Below are 19,239 nucleotides of genomic sequence, written 5' to 3'. Positions count from 1 at the left end.
GCTGGATGTACACTGCCGCTGAATGGCGACGCGCGCGGTGCACGATTTCTGGAACCACGAGTCGTGCGGCGAGGTCTACGCCCGCGGCGGCTCGGTGCGCGAGCAGCTCGCCGCGCAGGCCCGCACGCGCTACGAGCTGGAGCCGTACCTCGCGCCCTTCGCGCGGTTCACCGAGGCGCGCGGCGCCGCCGTCCTCGAGATCGGCGTCGGCATGGGCGCCGATCATCTGCAGTTCGCGGAACAGCACCCGCGCCGCCTGGTCGGCCTCGATCTGACCACCCGCGCCCTGGCGCACACGCGCAACCGGCTGGTGCTCGAGGGACACGCGCCGCGGCTCCTCCAGGCGGACGCCGAACGGCTGCCCTTTCCGGACGCGTCCTTCGATCTGGTGTTCTCGTGGGGCGTGCTGCATCACACCGCCGACGTCGCCGGCGCGATCCGCGAGGTGCATCGCGTGCTCGTTCCCGGCGGCCGCGCCCGCGTGATGCTCTATCACCGGAACTCCTGGACGGTCGACATGCTGTGGCTGCGCTACGCGGTCGCCGCCGGCCGGCCGTGGCGCTCGCGTCGGGCCGTCGTCGGCGAGCGGCTCGAGAGTCCGGGCACGCAGGCGTTCACGCGCGCCGAGGCCGAGCGCCTGTTCGCGCCGTTCGCCCACGCCGCCGTGCGCCCGCAGCTCGCCTTCACCGATCTGCTCGAGGGAGCCGCCGGCCAGCGCCATCGCGGCCCGGTGCTCGCCGCGGCGCGGCGCATCTGGCCGAGACGGTGGATCCGCCGCGGCGGCGCGCGGCGCGGCTTCAACCTGCTGATCGAGGCGCGGAAGTAGCACGTTCAGAAGCAGTCCGCCCGGCCCATCACCCAGGACTCGTGCCACAGGATGGCGTTCATCAGCGTCCACAGCTGAAAGCTGTAGCCTCCGCCCGATTCAATCTGCCGGCGCAGCATGCCGCGGACGAAGTCGTCGTCGAAATAGCCCTCGCGCCTGAGCGCCGACCGCTCGAACGCCGCCAGGCACCGCCCGCCGAACTCGGGGTCGCGGAACCACTCCTCCATCGGCGCGCCGAATCCCTGCTTGCGCCGGTGCACGAGATCGGCGTCGATGTAGGGTTCGGCGACGCGTTTCAGCAGCCACTTGCCGACGCCGTCGCGCAGCTTGTACGAGAGCGGCAGCCGGGCGGCGAACTCGACGACGTCATGATCGAGAAACGGCACGCGCGCCTCGATCGAATGCGCCATCGTCAGCTTGTCCACCCGCATGAGCAGATGCTCGGGCAGCCGCAGCTTCAGCTCCATGTAGGTGATCTTCTGCAGCACCTCGGGCTCGACCAGCCGCCCGGTGAGCGGGCCGAGGTAGTGCTCGACGACGTTGTGGCTGTCCGGCCGATCGAACCCGCGCGGGAGCAGTCCGTCGATCGGGCACGCGATCGGCACGTCGAACGGCCGGCGATCGGGCGTGAGCTTGTCGCGCAGCTCGCCCCACCAGCAGGCGGCGCCGCCCCAGAACAGCTCTTCGCCGGCTTCGGCGCGCGCCGCGATGTCGCGATCCTCGCCGGCCACCGCCGTCCGCGGGCGGCGCAGCCGCCGCACGGCGCGCTGCACCGCGCCCGCCGATCGCAGAGGATTATAGATTTCCTCGTACTTCTGCCGGTAGTGCTCGCACCACCAGTAGCCGAGGAAGTTCTCGTCCGCCCCTTCGCCCACCTGCACCACCGTGGTGCCGCTGCGCCGCACCAGCTCGGCGAGGAAATACAGCGGGATGCAGACGTTGTCGGCGATCGGTTCGTCCTGCAGACGGATGAGCAGCGGCAGGAACTCCTGCATGCGGCCGCGATCGATCCGCGTCTCGTGATGATCGGTGCCGTAGCGCTCGCTGATCCGGCGGGCGTGCTGGAACTCGTTGTAGCTCTCCTGCCCTTCGTAGCCGATCGTGAACGTGCGGATCGGCCGGTCCATCAGCTCGTGCATCAGCGCCACGTTCAACGACGAATCGACCCCGCCGGAGAGGAGCACGCCGAAGGGCACGTCCGACACCATGCGGCGGGCGATCGACTGCCGCATCAGCCGCAGCAGCTCGTCGCCGGCCTCGTCGGCGCTGAGATCGCGCTCGCTCAGCGTCCGCGATCGATCCGGCTTGCAGTCCCACCACTGCGCGGCGCGGGCGCCGCTCGCGTCGATGGTGATGGTGTGGCCGGCCGGCAGTTTGAAGATGCCCTTGAACAGCGTCAGCGGCGCCGGCGTGACGATGAACGTCAGGTAGTGCCAGAACGCGGCGGGCTCCATCGCCACGGAGATCTCGGGATGCGCGGTCAGCGCGCGGATCTCGGACGCGAACAGCCATTCGCCGCGCGGCGTCCGCGTGATGTAGAGCGGCTTGATCCCGATGCGATCCCGGATCAGGTGCAGCACCGGCCGCTCGGGACGGCGCGCATCGTAGATGCCGACGGCGAACATCCCGTAAAACCGATCGACGCACGCGAGTCCCCATTCCTCGAACGCGTGCAGCAGCACCTCGGTGTCGGAATGGTCCGTCCGCCAGCGGTACCGGCCGGTCGCCTCCAGCCGGGTCCGGATCTCGGCGTGGTTGTAGATCTCGCCGTTGAACACGACCGCCACCGTGCCGGCGTCGTTGACCATCGGCTGCAGCGCCAGGTCGGACAGGTCGATGATCGACAGCCGCCGATGGCCGAGCACGCACTGTCGGTTGGCCGACCTCCACAGCCCGGTCCCATCCGGACCGCGATGCGCCATGCGATCGCGCATCAGCGCGATCGTGTCATCGGGAGTCGCGTCCTGCGCCGGATGAAACGCGCCGAGAATGCCGCACACGTCAGTCTTTGCTCCGTCCGGCCACCAGCAGGCACACCCAGCCGTAGCACGAGGGAAACGAGCCGGCGACGCCCAGCCCGTAGAGGTTCAACGCTTCCGCGCGATCGATGCGCAGGCCCGCGGCCGACGCGGCCCGCTCGATCCCAATCATGTCAGCCTTCCACAAGTGCGCTGGAAGATCGTACTCGGAACTGAGCGCGTCGAGGGGCACCAGCGCATACAGCCGCCCTTCGGGCGACAGGACGCGCCGGACCTCGCGCAGCGCCGCCACCGGATCGGCCGCATGCTCCAGCACGTTGTTGGCGATCAGCGTGTCGAACTGCCCGTCGGCAGCCGGCAGGTTGTGCAGGTCCGACACGACGCTGACCGCCCCCCCGCCCCGCGGCATCGTCTCCGGCTGAAGATCGACGCATACGTACTGCGCGGCGCGCGGCGCCAGCTCCCGCGCCAGCCGGCCCGTTCCCGCGCCGATCTCCAGCGCCCGCCCGAGGTGCCCGGGCATCGCCCCAATCAGCGCGACGACGTCGGCTCGCAGCGGCGCGTCCGCCGGAATCGTCTCCAGGTAGGCGTGAGCCTTTCGCTGCCTGGCCAGCGCGTCCGCGCCGAACCGCTGCACCCGCGCGTCCGCTTCCGCCCGCGCCGCGGTCAGAAACGCCTCTCCGCCCGCGACGGCGAGCGTGCCGGCCGACGCCGTCTGCGCCGCGACGCATTCCTCGATCAGAAGCGCGCACTGCGCCTCCGAGACCTGCTCGTCCAGCTCGAGCAGCGTCGTGCGGACGGCCGGTCCGCCGCCGGCGTGCGCGAACACCTTGAACTCATGGTACCGCTGCGCCAGCCCGGTATCGTCGAGGCGGCGCAGGAACGACTCGAAGCGGAGATAGTCGAGCAGCCGATCGAGATCGGCTCGCGGCCCTCGCCACCGCGACCACGTCGCATCGAAGCCGCGCGCGATCGGCGTGCGCACGACGCGCAGCACACCGGCGTGCGACGCGGCGCCCGGCACGCGCGAGTCGAATTCGAGCGGCCGGTACGCGCCGGCCGTCAGCCACGCGCCCGTTCGCGCGACCGATCCCACGGGCTCCGGCGGATGCGGAACCGCTGGCCACGAGAGATCCGCCGCCACCCGGCCGTCGATCAGCGTCTCCCACTCGGGCGCCGCGAACGGATTGTCGCAGGCGATCAGCGGCAGCGCGGATCCGCCCAGCGCCGCCGTCAGCCGGGCGCTCCTCTCGAACCCGGGGCTCGCGTCAGCGGCGCGAATCCACGTGCCGAACACTGCGTCGCCGAACACGCGATGCACGGCCGATCGTCCGCGGGCCAGCAGCGGCGACCAGGCCGCGACCCGGTCCCCCGGATCGGCAATCAGCACCGCGGCAATCGGAAGCCCCGCGCGCCGGATGCGGCGGGCGTGCCCGACCATGCGCCCCATCGTCGTCCGGCCGAGATCGCGGATCGACAGCAGCAGCCCGACGACGTCGCGACGGACGATGCCGGCGATGACGGTAAAAGCGCTGTCGCCTTCACCAGCCGCCGATGCCGAATCGACGGCGAGGTGTTCCTCGGCGACCGCACGCGCCTCGTCGGGGTCGAGCCCCCACGCATGCGGATTGGGCAGCACCCAGACGACCCGCGCTCCCGGTCCGAGCCGCTGCCGGATGTCCAGGATGCGCGCGCGGGCGCGGGCGAGGCCGCGCCGGGCATCGAGCCGGGCGCGCGCGAGACCGGCGTCGGCTCCGGCCAGCCACACGCCGTCGTGTGCGTGCCTCGCGACTTCGGCGGCGAGCGCGGGGGACGCCTCGCCGAGCGCCTGCAGCCGTGCCGCGTCCAGCGTGCAAAGCTCTGGAAAATCGATCACTCGACCTGAAGGTTGGGATGCACGAGGATTCGCCGCGAGCGCCGCCTCGCGGCCTGCGTTGAGCGTACGGTAAGCTACGCGGATCGTCAATAGCGACCGATGACCACTACTCATGAGCTGATCGACGTTCTCGTGGTCGGCGGCGGCGTCACCGGCCTCGCCACCGCGGCGGCGGTCGCCGCCGACGGCCACACCGTCTGCGTGGCCGAGCGGCATCGCCGCCCCGGCATGGAAACGAGCACCCACAACAGCGGCGTGATCCACGCCGGGATCTACTACCCGGCCGGCTCGCTGAAGGGGACGCTGTGCGTCGAGGGGGCGGACCGTCTCTACGCCTACTGCGCGCGGCGCGGGGTGCCGCACGAACGCTGCGGGAAGCTGATCATCGCCCCGGCGCACGGCGACCATGCCGGCCTCGAGGCGCTGCGCGCGCGCGGCACCGCCAACGGCGTCGAAGGACTCGAGGTCGTCGACGCCGCGTTCGTCCGCGCCCGCGAACCCCACGTCGCAGCGCGGCCGGCGCTGTGGTCGCCCAACTCAGGCCGCCTCGAGCCGGAAGTGTTGATCCAGGCGCTGACCCGCGACATCGAGGCGGCCGACGGCATCCTGCTCCGCGACGCCGCGCTGATCGGCGGCGAGCCCCGGCCGCACGGCTTCGACGTGCGGCTGACCCGCGAGACCATCTCGGCGCGGGTGGTCGTCAACGCGGCGGGCCTGTACGCGGACGACGTGTCGGCGGCGCTCGGCGGCGAGCGCTTCACGATCCATCCGTGCCGCGGCGAGTACGCGCAGCTGCGCCCGTCCCGGTCGTCGTGGGTCAGCGGCCTCGTCTATCCGTTTCCCGACGCGTCGGGGCACAGCCTCGGCGTTCACCTGACGCGCACGTTCGGCGGCACGGTGCTGCTCGGCCCGACCGCGCGCTACCAGCAGTCGAAGGACGACTACGAGTCGAACCGGCTGCCGCTCGAAGCGTTCCTCGAACCGGCGCGGACGCTGCTGCCCGAGCTCGGGCTCGAGGACCTCGGCTACGGCGGCAGCGGCATCCGCCCGAAGCTGCAGCGCCCCGAGGAGCCGTTCGCCGACTTCATGATCCGCCGCGATCGCCTGCAGCCGGCGCTGGTGCAGGCCGCCGGGATCGAATCCCCGGGCCTGACCGCCTGCCTGGCGGTCGGCGCGATGGTCGCCGGCCTGGTGAGGGACGCGCTCGCCTAGGCGGGCAGATCGTTGTCGAGAAACCGCTGCAGCGCGTCCTGCCAGGAGGGCATGACGATGCCGAGCGATGTGAGCCGCGCCGGCGACAACGCGCAGTAGCGCGGCCGCCGCGCCGGCGAGGACATGCTCGCCAGCGTCAGCTCGCGAACGGTCAGCTCGAGGCCGAGGCGGCGTGCGGCCTCCTCCGCGATCTCTCGCCAGCTCGCGGCGCCCGCGTTGACGCAGTGATACGTACCCCATGGCGCGCCGCGCGCCACCAGCATCCGCGTCGCGGCGGCGACGTCAGGCGTGTAGCTCGGTGAAACGGTCCGATCCACGAATACCGGCGTCACTTCACCGGCGCGGATGCGCATGACGATCGTCCCGAGGCTCCCCCGCCGCGATCCCGCGCGCATGCCGGGACCGCCGAACAGGCTCTCGACGCGCAGGACGTAGGAGCGCGGGTTGTCCGCCGCGAACCATTCGCCGAGCAGCTTCGACGAGGCGTACACGCTCTGCGGATTGGGCGCGTCGTCTTCGGTGTACGGGCGGCCCGCGTCGCCGTCGAACACGAAGTCGCTGCTGTAGTGCACCAGGACCGCTTCCGCGCGGCGCGCCGCCGCCGCGAGCGCCCGCACGCCGAACGCGTTCACCTGAAGGGCGGCCACGGCATCGCTCTCCGCGGCGTCGACGTCGTTGTAGGCGGCGCAGTTGACGACGACATCGGGACCGACGTCGAGCACCACCCGTTCGACCGCGCCGGCGTCGACGATGTCGAGGGTTCCGTGCACGGCGGCGTGGACGTCGTCCCCCGCGGCGCGGAAGACGTCGGTCACCGCCGAGCCGAGCAGGCCGGCGGCGCCGGTTACGAGGACGCGCATGCGGCCGCGACGGCGTTCACGACTTCACGCTGCTCGGTCTCGGTCAGCTCGCCGTAGATCGGGAGGGCGAGCGTCTCCGCCGCCGCACGCTCGGCATGCGGAAAATCCCCGGCCCGGTAGCCGAGCGGCGCGAAGCACTCCTGGAGATGGAACGGGACGGGATAGTAGACTTCGGTGCCGATGCCGGCGGCATCGAGCCGGGCGCGGACCGCGTCTCGGTTCGGCACGCGGATCACGTACTGATTGAAGATGTGCGTGCGGTCCGGCGCCCGGCGAGGCACCGTGACGAGATTCGCGGCGGCGCTGCCGGCGAACAGCAGGTCGTAGCGATCGGCGTTCGCCTGGCGCATCGCCGTCCATCGCGCGAGGTGCGGGAGCTTCACCCGCAGCACTGCAGCCTGCAGCGCGTCGAGGCGGAAATTGCCGCCGATGCGCTTGTGAAAGTACTTCGGTTCCGCGCCGTGGTTCCGCAGCAGGCGGACTTCGTGCGCCAGCGCGCTGTCGGCCGTCGTCAGCAGACCGGCGTCGCCGAAGGCGCCGAGATTCTTGCTCGGAAAGAACGAGAAGCAGCCCACGTTGCCGATCGAGCCGGCCTGGCGCCCCTTGTAGCTCGCGCCGATCGCCTGCGCGGCGTCTTCGATCACGGCGATGCCCTGCGCGCGTGCCGCCGCGGTCAGCGGATCCATGTCGGCGCACTGGCCGTAGAGGTGGACCGGGATGATCGCGCGGGTGCGCGGCGTCACCGCCGCGGCCGCCGCGGCAGGATCGATGTTGAACGTGGCCGGATCGATGTCGACGAGCACCGGCGCCGCGCCCGTACGCGAGACGCAGCCGGCGGTCGCGAAGAACGAGAACGTCGGGACGATGACTTCGTCGCCGCGCCCGATCCCCAGCGCCATCAGCGCGACGAGCAGCGCATCGGTGCCGGACGACAGGCCGACCGCGTGGGGCACGCCGAGCATCGCCGCGATCTCGCCTTCCAGCGACTCGACTTCAGGGCCGCCGATGAACCGCTGGCTGTCGCAGACGCGCGCGATGGCGGCAAGGATCTCTTCCCGCAGGGGGCGGTACTGACCCTGCAGGTCGAGCAGCGGAACAGGCATCAGCGGCGGGCGGGCTCAGCGCCGGACCAGCTCCGGCTCGCCCCACACCGGCAGATCGTTGCGGTCGTCCGGCGCCACCCCCTTGCCGCTGGCGCGCGTGTTCAGCACGATGTCCATCTCTTCGCCGGCGTAGGCGGAGAGGTCGACCATGACGGGAATCCAGCGGCGCTCGGAGGCGTTCGCGAAGGGGTTGACGGTCTGCTCGAAGAGGAGCTCGAAGGCGCGGCCGTCGGAGACGCCGGCGAAGAAGTAGACGCCGTTGCCTTCCTTCTCCCATGCCTCCGGCTTCATCCCCAGCGCGACCCGCAGCCATCCATCGTCGGGCACGCGCACGTGAAAGCTGATGCGGCTGTTCGGCGGTGCGACGACGGCGCGCTTCGTTTCCCCCGCCAGCGTGACCTCGGCGATCGAGTACGGACCGCCGTCCTTCTTCGCCTGGTCGTACTGGGTCAGCAGATCGATCCGCTCCGCGCCGCCGCGGCGGAACACGAACCACCCGGCGACGGCGACAATCAGAATGACGACCGCGGTCAGGACCGCACGGCTGTTCTTCATATAAGCCCGCTAGTTTACCGTCTTTCCTTCACCGCCGCGCGCGTCTCGCGGTCGGTCTCGCGCTTCTTGATCGTCTCTCGCTTGTCGTGCGCCTTCTTGCCCTTGGCGAGGCTCACCGACACCTTGATGCGGCCGTTCTTCAGGTACATCGCCGTCGGCACCAGCGTCATGCCCCGTTCGACGGTCTTGCCGATCAACTTGCGGATCTCCTGGCGGTGGAGCAGCAGCTTGCGGCGGCGGGTCGGCTCGTGATCGCTGTAGCCGCGGCTGCTGTAGGCGCGGATGTGGACGTTGTAGAGCCACACCTCGCCGTCCTCGATCCGCGCGTAGCTGTCGCGCAGGTTGGCGCCCCCTTCGCGGATCGCCTTCACTTCCGTCCCGAGCAGCGCAACCCCCGCCTCGAACGTTTCCAGCAGGTGGTAGTCGTGGTGCGCCTTGCGGTTGTCGGCGATGATCTTCTGCGCGTCCTCGCGCGCGGTCTTGGCCATGGGGACTAGGTGCGCACAAGTCTAGCAGCGAGCCTGACCGCTTCCACCAGGCTCGATGGATCGGCGATCCCCTTGCCGGCGATGTCGAACGCGGTGCCGTGATCCACGGACGTGCGCACGATCGGCAGGCCGAGGGTGACGTTCACGGCGCGGCCGAAGGCGAGCAGCTTGACGGGAATTAGCCCCTGATCGTGGTAACACGCGATCACCGCATCGAATTCGCCGCGGGCAGCGCGTCCGAAAACCGTGTCGCCCGGCCACGGACCCGAGATCTCGATGCCGCGGTCGCGGCCGCGCGCCACCGCCGGGCGCAGCACCGCATCGTCTTCCCCGCCGATCACGCCGTGTTCCCCGGCATGCGGATTCAGCCCGGCGAGCGCCAGCCGCGGCGCCGGGTATCCGAAGCGCGGCATCTCGCGCGCGGCGACGTCGATGATCGAATCGAGGAGCTCCGGCGTGAGCAGCGCCGGCACGTCGCGGAGCGGCACGTGGACCGTCGCGAGGACGACGCGGAGCGGCTCGGAGTGGAACATCATCACCGCCGGTCCGCCCTTGGTCAGCATCGCGAGCAGGTCGGTGTGCCCCTTGAACGGAATCTCCGCCAGCGCGAACGCTTCCTTGTTGATCGGCGCGGTGGCAATCGCGTCGATGCGGCCCAGCCGCACGTCCTCGACCGCGCGCGCGATCGCCTCGCAGGCCGTCCGTCCCGCCTCGGCCGACAGCTGCCCGGGGACGAAGGCGCGCAGTTCGGTCTCGTGATGCGGGCCGTACAGACACGGTTCGCAGACGTCCAGCACCGCGGGGTCGGCGGCCGCCTTGAGCGCGATCTCGGGACCGATCCCGGCCGGATCGCCGACGGTGATGCCCACGCGGGGCTTAGTCATGATGACCGCAGGATCCGCAGCCCCCTTCGGCGCCGCAGCCGCCGCAGCCGGTGGGGTTCGAGCAGCTGCCGTGATCGGCGCACCCGGCGTGCTTCACCCCCTCGCCGTTGGGCAGTTCGTAGCGGAGGCAGCACTTCAGCCGCCCGCACTGCCCCGACAGCTTCGACGGGCTCAGACTCAACTGCTGCTGCTTCGCCATCTTGATCGAGACCGGCTCGAACGTCGCCAGCCAGGTCGTGCAGCACAGCGGGCGGCCGCAGGATCCATAGCCGCCCAGCATCTTCGCCTCGTCGCGGACGCCGATCTGCCGCATCTCGATGCGCATGCGGAAATGCGACGCCAGGTCGCGAACCAGCTCGCGGAAGTCGACGCGCGTCTCGGCGGTGTAGTAGAAGACGAGTCGGGATCCGTCGAACAGATGTTCGACCCTGGTCAGCTTCATCGGCAGCCCGCGCTCGCGGATCTTCAGCTGCGCGACCCGCATCCCGTCCTGCTCGCGCTGCTGCTGTTTGAGCCGCTGCACCACGTCGTCGCGCGTCGCCCGCCGGACGACGATGTTCGGCGAACCGGCGGCAGGCTGGCGGCGCGGCGCCATCTGCGGCGGCGTGCGCGTCACCGTGCCGAGCGCCTGCCCTTCCGCCCCATCGACCACGACTTGATCGCCCGGCGTGAGGCCGTCGATCTTCAAGTCGGGGAGCAGGAACGAGACGCTGCGTCCCGCGGGCGTGAACTTGACGCTGACGTACGGCGAAGCCATCAGAGATTCAGGGCCAGCCAGTCGGCGACGATCTTCGGACTGGCATTGCGGCCGAGCGCGTCCAGCGCGCGATCGACCGCGGAGTAGGCGCGGAGCGCCCGATCGCCGTCGTAGGCCCTGAGCAGCGACTGGAGCTGCGGCTTGAGATCGGCATTCGCCAGCGTGCGATCGTCGGCCCGCGCGCCGAGCAGCCCGAGATCCCGGATGAGCGACGACAGCGCGAGCAGGCGGCGCGACAGCTCGTCGCGATCGGATCCGCCGCCGGTCAGCAGCCGGGCGCCGTCGAGGCGCCGGCGCGGGTCGTTCGTCGCCGCGACGCCCTGCAGCAGGCGCGCCGCGATGTCGCGCGCGTTCATCGCGCCGTCTTCGGCATCCGCGATGGCGCGGCCGATGCTTCCGCCCGACGCCGCGGCCGCGGCATGCGCTTCCGCCGCGGCCATGCCGTGCTGCGCGATCAGCAAGGCGGCGACTTCAGACGGGGTCAGCGGGCCGAACCGCACGCGCTGGCAGCGCGAGCGCACCGTCGGCAGCAGCACGTCGGGACGATCGGTGATCAACACGAACACCGACGCGGGGGGCGGCTCTTCGAGCGTCTTGAGAATCGCGTCCTGCGCCGGCAGACCGAGCGCGTCCGCGCCGTCGATCACCACCACGCGGCGGCGCCCCTCGAACGGCCGGTAGCCAGCGCGGTCGACGACCTCGCGGATCTGCTCGATCTTGATCGCGCCGGTGTCGCCGGGCTCGACGACCAGCACGTCGGCGTGCACGCCGCGCGCGATGCGGAGGCAGGCGGGGCACTCGCCACAGCCGTCGTTTCCCGCCGCGCGCGCCGAGGCGCCGCGGGCGGCAGCCATGTCTTCGTCGAAGGGAACCGGGCGCTCGCAGTTCAGCGCCTGTGCGACCGCGATCGCGGTCAGGCGCTTGCCGACGCCCTGGGGACCGGCGAACAGCAGGCTGGGCGGCAGCGTGCCGCGCGAAATGGCGCGCGACAGCAGCTCCAGCAGCGGCCGGTGGCCGGCGATGGCGCGGAAGGGCATCCTGCTGATTCTATATCCGCGATCTTACCGTTCGCCGCCGCCGGGCTTTTTCGGTTTCTGCTCCTTCTGGTCTTTCTGATCCTTGTCGTCCTTCTTGTCCCCGCGTCCGAACAGACGCGACCAGAACCCGCGCTTCTTCGGCTTCTCCTCTTCGACGACCTTGCCGCCGGTGACCGGTGGCGCGCCCGCCGGCGGCGGAGCGCTCACCCCGGTCGTCCCCTGCGCCGGCGGCAGCGGCAGCGTGCCGCGATCGCCGCCCGCGGCGGGAGCGGGCAGTGCCGGCGAATCACCCGCTGCCGCCGAGGCCGTGACGGTGCCGGCATACGGACTCGCGTGCACCGGGCACAGCGAGGTGGGCTGCGTTCCCTTCACGAAATAGTCGGTGTAGACCATCGACTTCACGATGACGTTGCCGTATTCGTCGGTGCTCATCGCGGTCGTGCAGCCGGCGTTGGGCAGCTTGCCGGACGAGCGGCACACGTTGACGCCGACCACGTTGGCAGGACGCTCGAACCATTCGGACTTGTCCCCTTTGGTCGCCACCTTCATGAAGCCGGCCCAGATCGGCACCGCCAGCTCGCCGCCGTAGCCGTTCGAGACGATCGGCTTCGGCTGATCGAAGCCGACCCAGACGCCGGTCACGAGACTCGGCGTGAAGCCGACGAACCACGCGTCGACATACTCGTTGGTGGTGCCGGTCTTGCCGGCGGCGGGCAGCGTGAAGCCGGCCTGCCGCGCCCGATACGCCGTGCCGTAGTTGACGACGTCGGAGAGCATGCTCGCCATCAGGAACGCGGTGGCCTCGGAGACCGCGCGCTGCGACTTGCCGGGATCCTCGTAGAGCACCTTGCCGTCGCTGTCTTCCACGCGGCGGATGAGAACCGGCGTGCGGACGATGCCGCTGTTGGCGAAGGCGCCGTAGGCGGCGGTGAGCGACAGCAGCGTCACTTCGCTGGCGCCGAGCGCGAGCGACGGCACGCTCGGCGGCGTGCCGACGTTCAGCTTCTGCGCGTAGCTGACGGCGTTCGGGATGCCGATGGTGTTGAGCATCTGGACCGCGGCGCGGTTGCTCGACATGCGGAGCGCCGACCGCATGGTCATCGAGCTGGCGCTCGAGTGCTCGTCTTCGGGCACCCAGTCCCCCTGCGGCGTGGCGAGCGGTGAATTGAGGTTGGTGATCAACGACGCCGGCGCGTATCCGGCTTCGAGCGCCGCGGCATAGACGAACGGCTTGAACGCCGATCCGCTCTGCCGCTTCGCCTGCGTGGCGCGGTTGAAGCGGCTCTCGCCGAAATCGCGTCCGCCGACCATCGCGCGGACCGCGCCGGTGCGCGGATCGATCGCCACCAGCGCGCCCTGCAGGTACTCCTTCGCCGCCTCGTCTCCCCGGGCGTCGTGCTTGTAGCCGCGCCGCTTCTCGATCGCTTCGATCCCGTCCTCGACGAGCTTCTCGGCCGCACGCTGCAGATCGGCATCGAGCGTGGTGTAGACCTTCAGGCCGCCCTGCGCCACACGCGTCCCGCCGAAGCGATCCACCAGCTCCTTGCGGACCTGCTCCTTGAAGTAGAGGCCGAACGTTTCCTTGAACTCGATCGCGTTGCTGAGCCGCGGTTTCGCCCGGCGCGCGCGCTCGTAGTCGTCACGGCCGATCGCGCCGCTCGACAGCATCGCCTGGAGGACGACGTTGCGGCGCGCGATCGCACGTTCCATGTTCTCCGTCGGAGCGTAGCTCGACGGCGACTGGATGAGCCCGGCGAGCAGCGCCGCCTCCTCGAGGTTGACCTCGCTCGCGTGCTTGCCGAAGTAGCCGAGCGACGCCGCTTCGACGCCGTAGAGGCCGTCCCCGAAGTAGACCTTGTTCAGATAGAGCTGCAGGATCTCCTTCTTGTCGTACTCCCCCTCGATGTGCGCGGCGAGGAGGATCTCCTTGAATTTCCGGCGGAACGTCTTGTCGCGGCTGAGGAAGGTCTGGCGCGCGAGCTGCTGCGTGATGGTGCTGCCCCCTTCGGCGCGCCGCCCCTCCTGGACGTTGCGCAGCACCGCGGCGCCGATGCGGATCAGGTCGATGCCGTTGTGATCGTAGAACCGCTGGTCTTCGACGGCGATCACCGCGTCGATCAGGACCGGCGACATCCGCTCGAGCGGGATCTCGATCCGCTGTTCCTTGAAGATGGTGAAGACAGGGGCGTCCTTCGCGTCGAGAATCGTGGTCGACTGTGCCATTTCTCCCAGGTCGCGGACCTGCGCCCTGGAGGGCATCCCCGCCGTCACGTCGTAGACGAACCACAGCGAGCTGCCGGCGGTGAGCACAAGCGCCAGCGACATCAACACGATAGCGGCGGCAAACGCGCGCGGATTGGCGGCGAGCCAGATCCGGACCGAGTTCAGCCGTTGTCGGATCCACGTCATCAGGATCGATTATCGCAAGATGCGCGCCGCTGCGGTGGCGGAAGCGAAGGTCAGGGCCAGAACGCCCAGGCGGACAGAACCAGGAGGGCCCCGCCGATCGCGCCCCAGAGGATCGCGGCAGAGCGCCGGCGCCGACGCAGCAGGCCCCGCCGGCAGAGCGCCGTCACGATCCGCTCCTCTTCATGTTCTGGCGGTGCAACACCCGGCTGGCCGCCTTGCACATCCGCGTCGCCCGGCGGCGCGTCCCGCGCGTGCCGGCGGCGCCAGTCGCGATAGCAGTTCAGCGCAATCTCCGCCAGCCAGGCGTCGAACGCGGACTGGCCGCGAAAGAGCGGCAGATGACGGACGCCGCGCAGCCACGTCTCGTGCAGGAGGTCGGAGGCAAGGCTGCCCCGCCCGGCGAGCCGGCAGAGCAGTCCGTACACGGCCGCCGAATGGCGCGCATACAGCTCGCGGAACGCGGTCTCGTCCCGCGCGGCAATCCGCCGCAGCAGTTCCTCGTCGTCCATCGAGCCAGACACGCCAGCCGCCGGGACCTGAGTGTTTCGACGGGGGCGGGCCCGTTTCGGTTGGTATGATGGCGGCGTGACTGAGACCAAACGCACGGGCAAGTGGCAGAGCGGCGCGATTACCGACGGGCCGAACCGGGCCGCGGCCCGCTCCATGCTGCGCGCCGCCGGGTTCGATCGTGACGCGCTCGCCCGTCCGATCGTCGGCATCGCCAACACCTGGACGGAAATCGGCCCCTGCAACCTGCACCTGCGCGAACTCGCGGCCTCGGTCAAGGAAGGCGTCCGCGCGGCCGGCGGCACGCCCATGGAATTCAACACCGTGTCGATCTCCGATGGGATCACGATGGGATCGGCGGGGATGCGCGCGTCGCTCGTCAGCCGCGAAGTGATCGCCGACTCGATCGAACTGGTGGCGCGGGGCAACCTGTTCGACGCGCTGGTGGTGCTGGTCGGCTGCGACAAGACGATTCCCGCCGCCGCCATGGTGCTGGCGCGCCTCGACCTGCCGGGCGTGATTCTCTATGGCGGCTCGATCGCCCCCGGCAGGTTCGAGGGGCGCGACGTCACGATCATGGACGTGTTCGAGGCCATCGGCAGCCATGCCGCCGGCCGCATGACGGACGCCGCGCTGTGCGCGCTCGAGGATCGCGCCTGCCCGGCCGCCGGCGCCTGCGGCGGTCAGTTCACCGCCAACACGATGGCGACCGCGATCGAGTTCTTCGGGCTCGCCGAGATCGGCAGCGGCGACGTGCCCGCGCTCGATCCGGACAAGCACGCGGTCGCGCGCCGGGTCGGACAGCTGGCGATGGACGTGCTTCGGGCGGGCCGCCGTCCCTCCGACATTCTCACCCGCGACTCGCTCGAGAACGCCATCGCGGCGGTTGCGGCGACGGGCGGATCGACCAACGCCGTGCTGCACCTCGTGGCGATCGCCCGCGAAGCGGGTGTGCCGCTGACGCTGGATGATTTCGATCGGGTCAACGCGCGCGTGCCGGTGCTCGCGGACCTGAAGCCAGGCGGACGGTTCGTCGCGACCGACCTCCATGCCGCGGGCGGCACCCGCCTCGTCGCCCAGCGTCTGGTCGAGGCCGGCGTGCTGCACACCAACGCGATCACGGTGACGGGAAAGACCATCGGCGAGGAAGCCGCCACCGCGGTCGAGACCCCCGGACAGCAGGTGATCGCCCCGGCCAGCGCGCCGCTGAAGACCAGCGGCGGGCTCGTCATCCTGCGCGGCAATCTGGCGCCCGCGGGCTGCGTGGTGAAGTTGTCCGGTCACAATCGCCGGACGTTCAGCGGACCGGCGCGCGTCTTCGATTCGGAGGAAGCGGCGTTCGACGCGGTCCAGCACGGACGGATCGCGCCCGGCGACGCGGTCGTCATCCGTTATGAAGGGCCGCGCGGCGGTCCGGGGATGCGCGAGATGCTCGCCGTCACGGCGGCCATCGTCGGCGCCGGCCTCGGCGATTCGGTCGCGCTCATCACCGACGGGCGGTTCTCCGGCGCCACCAGAGGGCTGATGGTCGGCCACGTCGCGCCGGAAGCGGCGATGGGCGGACCGATCGCGCTGCTGCGCGACGGCGACCGCGTCACGCTGGACGCGGACGCGCGATCGATCGAGATGGACGTCCCGGCCGCCGAGCTCGAGGCGCGCCGCGCCGCGTGGGTGGCGCCGCCGCTCCGCTACCAGACGGGAGTCATGGGCAAGTACGCGCGGCTGGTGTCCTCGGCGGACGAAGGGGCGATCACGCTCTAGTCAGAGCGGCGCGCCTCAGTTCGTTCGCCGCGGATCAACCGGCGCCATCCGCATCGCGCGGGATGCCGGGAGCAGCGATGCGACCGCGGCAACGACGAGTCCGACGCCGATCCCGACCAGCCGCAGCGCGTGGCTGAGGATCAACGCCTGCCGGCGGGCTTCGTCAGCGCTCGACCGGGCGCGACGGTCCTTCTCGATCTGCTGATCGAGGTGGAACCGGATCTCTTCGTCGAGGCCGTCTTCGAACGCGCGGCGCCGGTGCGGAAGTGGTTGACGCCGGGCATCCGACGGGAGTCAACTACACACGTGGAAGGACACCAGGAGCCTGACCCGAGGCCGCGGTTCGATCCCCAGGCGGCCCTCGAGGAACTGGAGCGTTTCGGCCGGGACATTCAACGCTACCGCAAGCAGCGGGAAGCGCTCGGCGACCAGTTCGAGACGTTCGTCGGATCGTTCAAGACGCCGCCGGCAGCGGCGCCGCCCGTCACCGAGGCGGCGACAACGCCCGGCGTCCCGGCTGCGCCGGTTCCGGCTGTTCCCGACACCCGCGACAGCGCGCCTCCCTCCGCGGCGCCGCCCCAGGAAGTCGCCGACGCCGTCTCGGCTGCGCCTCCTCTGCCGAGCGCGGTCAGCGAGCCTCGCGTGCGCGCGAAGAGCCCCGCGCCGGCGATCGCCGCGGGCGCGGCCCTCCTCCTCGGCGGTGGAATCCTGGCCGCGTTCCTCTGGAGCCGCAGCCCTGAACCGGTATCCGAGCCCGCGGCGACTTCCGAGACCGCCGCGCCGCCGACATCCGCCCCGAGCGCCACCGCCACGCCCGCCGTCGCCGCCGACACACCCGCCACCGCGGAGCCGGCGCCGCCGGCGGCGCCGGGGAGCGGGTACGAAATCGTGACCGACCGTCGCGTGTGGATGCGCGTCATCGTCGACGGCGCGCGCGTCGTCGAGCGTGAAGTGCCGGCGGGAACGCGCCTCCCGCTGAAGCCGGAGAAGTCGATCGTGATCCGGACCGGTGACGCCGGCGCGGTGCGGCTGTCGCTGCGCGGCGGCACGCCGACGCCGCTCGGCCGCGAGGGAGAGGTCGTGACCCGATCCTTCACCGTGCCGCCGCCGAGCGCGTCCGGCGTCCGCTGACCCGCGGCGCCGACTGCGTCCTCCGTACCGTCTCGACGAAGTGCTGCACCAGCGGGCCCGTGCCCGCGTCGCGATGCCACGCCACGCCGATGTTCCAGGCCGCTTCCGGGAGCGTCAGCTCGCGAAACCTGATTCCCGGCAACTGCATCAGCGCCGCCGAGCGCGGCACCAGCGAGACGCCGAGGCCGGCGCCGACGAGCGACAGCACGGTGAACAGCTCGTTCGCCTCCTGGACGATGCGCGGGGTGAAGCCGGCGGCGGCGCACACGCTCAGCGCGTGATCGTAGAAGCTCGCCGAGCGCGTGCGGGTGATGATGATGAACGGCTCCGCGGCGACCGAGCGCAGTCCGGCGCGCGGCTGCCACCGCGTCCGCGGGCCGAGGGCGGCGACCAGCCGTTCGTCGAGGACCGGGCGGACGACGAGCCGTTCGGCGGTGACGGGCAGACGCACGAAGCCCACGTCGATCTCCCCCGCGGCCAGCGCCGCCACCTGCTCGGGGGTCGACATGTCGCGCAGTTCGAGCTGGACGTCGGGATGGCCGCGGCGGAACTGGAGCAGGACGTCCGGCAGCAGGCCGATGATGCTGGCGATGCCGAAGCCGATGCGCAGGCGGCCGGTTTCGCCGCGGGCGGCGCGCTGCGAGAACGCGAGGGTGGCCGCCGATTCGCGCAGCAGCTGGCGGCCGCGCTCGGCGAGCAGCCGTCCCGCTTCGGTGAGGCGGACGTCGCGATAGCGCCGCAGCAGCAGCGGACCGCCGACATGCGCCTCGACCTTGCGGATGCGCTTGCTCAGCGCCGGCTGCGAGACGTGGAGCCGCTCCGCCGCGCGCCCGAAGTGCAGCGCGTCGGCGAGCGCGACGATCGCGGCGTAGTCGTCGAGATCGACATCCATAACCGGAAGTTATCAGATCGCGCCGCACGTTTCACTGGACGCAATCGGGCGCGTGCCTCATGCTGGTGGCATGTCGCCCGGAACCATCGTCGGGATTGCCGCCGCGCTCGCCACCACGCTGGCCTTCGTTCCGCAGTTGCTGTCGATCCGCGGCCACGGGACGACCGAGCTGTCCCCCTGGATGCTCGCGCTCTACCTCGCCGGCCAGGCCTTGTGGCTGACGCACGGGTTGCTGATCGGGTCGCTGCCGCTGATCGCGGCGAACGCGGTGTCGTTCGTGCTGGTCGCCGCGGTCGCGATCAGACGCGAGGTGGCGATCCGCGGCGGGCGGCGCCGCCGCCTGCGGATTGCCATCGACATGGACGAAGTGATGGCCGACGCGCTCGACGAACTGCTGCGGCGCTACAACTCGGCGTTCGGCGGCCGCGTCACCGCCGCGGATCTGCACGGCTGGCATCTCGAGGAATGGGTGCCGGCGGCGCAGCGCGAAGCGGTGGAAGCGATGTACGACGCGTCGTTCTTCGCCGATCTCCCGGTCATGCCGGAGTGCGCCGAGGTCGTGCGCGATCTCGCGGAGCGCCACGACGTCATCGTCGTGACCGCCGCGATGGACGTGCCGTGCTCGTTCGACGCCAAGTTCCAGTGGCTGCAGCGGCACTTCCCCTTCATTCCCGCGACCCACATCGTGTTCTGCGGCGACAAGGGGATCGTCGAGGCAGACTACCTGATCGACGATCGGCCGCGGCACTTCGCGCGGTTCAAGGGGGCGCCGCTGCTCTTCTCGGCGCCGCACAACGCCGGGGAGACGCGCTACCCGCGCGTGCGCTCGTGGCGCGAGGTGCGCGACTACTTCGCGCGCCTGGACGATCCGGGCGCCGCCGCCGCGCCGCGGCGCGCGGACGCGCAGCCGCTGGGTGTGACGACGACGAACGTCTAGCTGTGGCGGCATCTGTCAGTACGGA

General features: G+C 70.9%; 16 protein-coding genes and 1 pseudogene. 5 read left to right on the top strand and 12 right to left on the bottom strand.

Annotation, left to right across the window (positions count from 1 at the left end; all coding sequences use genetic code 11):
• Positions 1-22: 22 nt before the first annotated feature.
• Positions 23-826 (top strand): class I SAM-dependent methyltransferase, encoded by an 804-nt coding sequence (locus VFK57_19150; GenBank protein ID HET7697838.1) that lies wholly within the window; start codon positions 23-25, stop codon positions 824-826.
• Positions 827-831: 5 nt separating this feature from the next.
• On the opposite strand, the gene asnB is transcribed toward VFK57_19150, so the two are convergent.
• Complete coding sequence (gene asnB / locus VFK57_19145; GenBank protein HET7697837.1) at positions 832-2,826, bottom strand: asparagine synthase (glutamine-hydrolyzing); 1,995 nt, start codon at positions 2,824-2,826, stop codon at positions 832-834.
• A gap of 1 nt (position 2,827) precedes the next feature.
• The gene (locus VFK57_19140; protein HET7697836.1) at positions 2,828-4,681 is read right to left on the bottom strand and encodes a class I SAM-dependent methyltransferase; all 1,854 of its coding nucleotides are present in this window, start codon (positions 4,679-4,681) and stop codon (positions 2,828-2,830) included.
• Positions 4,682-4,780: 99 nt separating this feature from the next.
• On the opposite strand from VFK57_19140, the gene VFK57_19135 reads away from it, so the two are divergent.
• Positions 4,781-5,893 (top strand): NAD(P)/FAD-dependent oxidoreductase, encoded by a 1,113-nt coding sequence (locus VFK57_19135; GenBank protein ID HET7697835.1) that lies wholly within the window; start codon positions 4,781-4,783, stop codon positions 5,891-5,893.
• On the opposite strand, the gene rfbD is transcribed toward VFK57_19135, so the two are convergent.
• The 9 genes and pseudogenes from rfbD to VFK57_19090 all read right to left on the bottom strand — a co-directional run bounded on the left by rfbD (position 5,890) and on the right by VFK57_19090 (position 14,495).
• On the bottom strand, positions 5,890-6,753 hold the full coding sequence (gene rfbD / locus VFK57_19130; protein ID HET7697834.1) for a dTDP-4-dehydrorhamnose reductase: 864 nt from the start codon (positions 6,751-6,753) through the stop codon (positions 5,890-5,892). The genes VFK57_19135 and rfbD overlap by 4 nt on opposite strands.
• On the bottom strand, positions 6,738-7,856 hold the full coding sequence (locus VFK57_19125) for a DegT/DnrJ/EryC1/StrS family aminotransferase (GenBank protein HET7697833.1): 1,119 nt from the start codon (positions 7,854-7,856) through the stop codon (positions 6,738-6,740). The genes rfbD and VFK57_19125 overlap by 16 nt, the downstream gene beginning before the upstream one ends.
• 15 nt (positions 7,857-7,871) lie before the next feature.
• Entirely contained in the window at positions 7,872-8,411 is a 540-nt protein-coding gene (locus VFK57_19120) for a hypothetical protein (protein ID HET7697832.1), read from the bottom strand.
• A 14-nt stretch (positions 8,412-8,425) separates the two neighbouring features.
• A complete protein-coding gene (smpB, locus tag VFK57_19115; GenBank protein HET7697831.1) occupies positions 8,426-8,899 on the bottom strand; it encodes an SsrA-binding protein SmpB in 474 nt (157 codons plus the stop codon).
• Between the two features lie 5 nt (positions 8,900-8,904).
• Positions 8,905-9,783, bottom strand: coding sequence for a 4-hydroxythreonine-4-phosphate dehydrogenase PdxA (gene pdxA / locus VFK57_19110; protein HET7697830.1), 879 nt, complete (start codon positions 9,781-9,783; stop codon positions 8,905-8,907).
• A gap of 115 nt (positions 9,784-9,898) precedes the next feature.
• Positions 9,899-10,540: pseudogene (gene ricT, locus VFK57_19105) on the bottom strand (regulatory iron-sulfur-containing complex subunit RicT).
• A complete protein-coding gene (holB, locus tag VFK57_19100; GenBank protein ID HET7697829.1) occupies positions 10,540-11,577 on the bottom strand; it encodes a DNA polymerase III subunit delta' in 1,038 nt (345 codons plus the stop codon). The pseudogene ricT and the gene holB overlap by 1 nt, the downstream one beginning before the upstream one ends.
• Before the next feature lie 24 nt (positions 11,578-11,601).
• Entirely contained in the window at positions 11,602-13,986 is a 2,385-nt protein-coding gene (locus VFK57_19095) for a PBP1A family penicillin-binding protein (GenBank protein ID HET7697828.1), read from the bottom strand.
• A gap of 50 nt (positions 13,987-14,036) precedes the next feature.
• Positions 14,037-14,495: a sigma factor gene (locus VFK57_19090; protein ID HET7697827.1), complete on the bottom strand. Its 459-nt coding sequence runs from the start codon at positions 14,493-14,495 to the stop codon at positions 14,037-14,039.
• 76 nt (positions 14,496-14,571) lie between these two features.
• Between VFK57_19090 and ilvD the strand changes: the two genes are divergently transcribed.
• Both ilvD and VFK57_19080 read left to right on the top strand, forming a co-directional pair.
• Positions 14,572-16,254: a dihydroxy-acid dehydratase gene (gene ilvD / locus VFK57_19085; GenBank protein ID HET7697826.1), complete on the top strand. Its 1,683-nt coding sequence runs from the start codon at positions 14,572-14,574 to the stop codon at positions 16,252-16,254.
• Between the two features lie 129 nt (positions 16,255-16,383).
• Entirely contained in the window at positions 16,384-17,385 is a 1,002-nt protein-coding gene (locus VFK57_19080) for a RodZ domain-containing protein (GenBank protein HET7697825.1), read from the top strand.
• On the opposite strand, the gene VFK57_19075 is transcribed toward VFK57_19080, so the two are convergent.
• Positions 17,348-18,277: a LysR family transcriptional regulator gene (locus VFK57_19075; GenBank protein HET7697824.1), complete on the bottom strand. Its 930-nt coding sequence runs from the start codon at positions 18,275-18,277 to the stop codon at positions 17,348-17,350. The two genes, VFK57_19080 and VFK57_19075, sit on opposite strands and share 38 nt — an antisense overlap.
• A 70-nt stretch (positions 18,278-18,347) precedes the next feature.
• Between VFK57_19075 and VFK57_19070 the strand changes: the two genes are divergently transcribed.
• Positions 18,348-19,214, top strand: coding sequence for a hypothetical protein (locus tag VFK57_19070; protein ID HET7697823.1), 867 nt, complete (start codon positions 18,348-18,350; stop codon positions 19,212-19,214).
• Positions 19,215-19,239: the final 25 nt, after the last annotated feature.

The sequence above is a fragment of the Vicinamibacterales bacterium genome (assembly GCA_035699745.1).
In the GTDB taxonomy this organism is placed as follows: domain Bacteria; phylum Acidobacteriota; class Vicinamibacteria; order Vicinamibacterales; family 2-12-FULL-66-21; genus JAICSD01.
The sequence above is the reverse complement of the archived record's forward strand: the minus strand, read 5'-3'. Positions and strand labels throughout refer to the sequence as shown.

Excerpts from the sequence above, each read along its gene's own strand:
- VFK57_19150 (HET7697838.1), top strand. The coding sequence starts at position 23 with ATGGCGACGCGCGCGGTGCACGATTTCTGGAACCACGAGTCGTGCGGC.
- VFK57_19135 (HET7697835.1), top strand. The coding sequence starts at position 4,781 with ATGACCACTACTCATGAGCTGATCGACGTTCTCGTGGTCGGCGGCGGC.
- rfbD (HET7697834.1), bottom strand. The coding sequence starts at position 6,753 with ATGCGCGTCCTCGTAACCGGCGCCGCCGGCCTGCTCGGCTCGGCGGTG.
- VFK57_19125 (HET7697833.1), bottom strand. The coding sequence starts at position 7,856 with ATGCCTGTTCCGCTGCTCGACCTGCAGGGTCAGTACCGCCCCCTGCGG.
- VFK57_19120 (HET7697832.1), bottom strand. The coding sequence starts at position 8,411 with ATGAAGAACAGCCGTGCGGTCCTGACCGCGGTCGTCATTCTGATTGTC.
- smpB (HET7697831.1), bottom strand. The coding sequence starts at position 8,899 with ATGGCCAAGACCGCGCGCGAGGACGCGCAGAAGATCATCGCCGACAAC.
- pdxA (HET7697830.1), bottom strand. The coding sequence starts at position 9,783 with ATGACTAAGCCCCGCGTGGGCATCACCGTCGGCGATCCGGCCGGGATC.
- holB (HET7697829.1), bottom strand. The coding sequence starts at position 11,577 with ATGCCCTTCCGCGCCATCGCCGGCCACCGGCCGCTGCTGGAGCTGCTG.
- VFK57_19095 (HET7697828.1), bottom strand. The coding sequence starts at position 13,986 with ATGACGTGGATCCGACAACGGCTGAACTCGGTCCGGATCTGGCTCGCC.
- VFK57_19090 (HET7697827.1), bottom strand. The coding sequence starts at position 14,495 with ATGGACGACGAGGAACTGCTGCGGCGGATTGCCGCGCGGGACGAGACC.
- VFK57_19075 (HET7697824.1), bottom strand. The coding sequence starts at position 18,277 with ATGGATGTCGATCTCGACGACTACGCCGCGATCGTCGCGCTCGCCGAC.
- VFK57_19070 (HET7697823.1), top strand. The coding sequence starts at position 18,348 with ATGTCGCCCGGAACCATCGTCGGGATTGCCGCCGCGCTCGCCACCACG.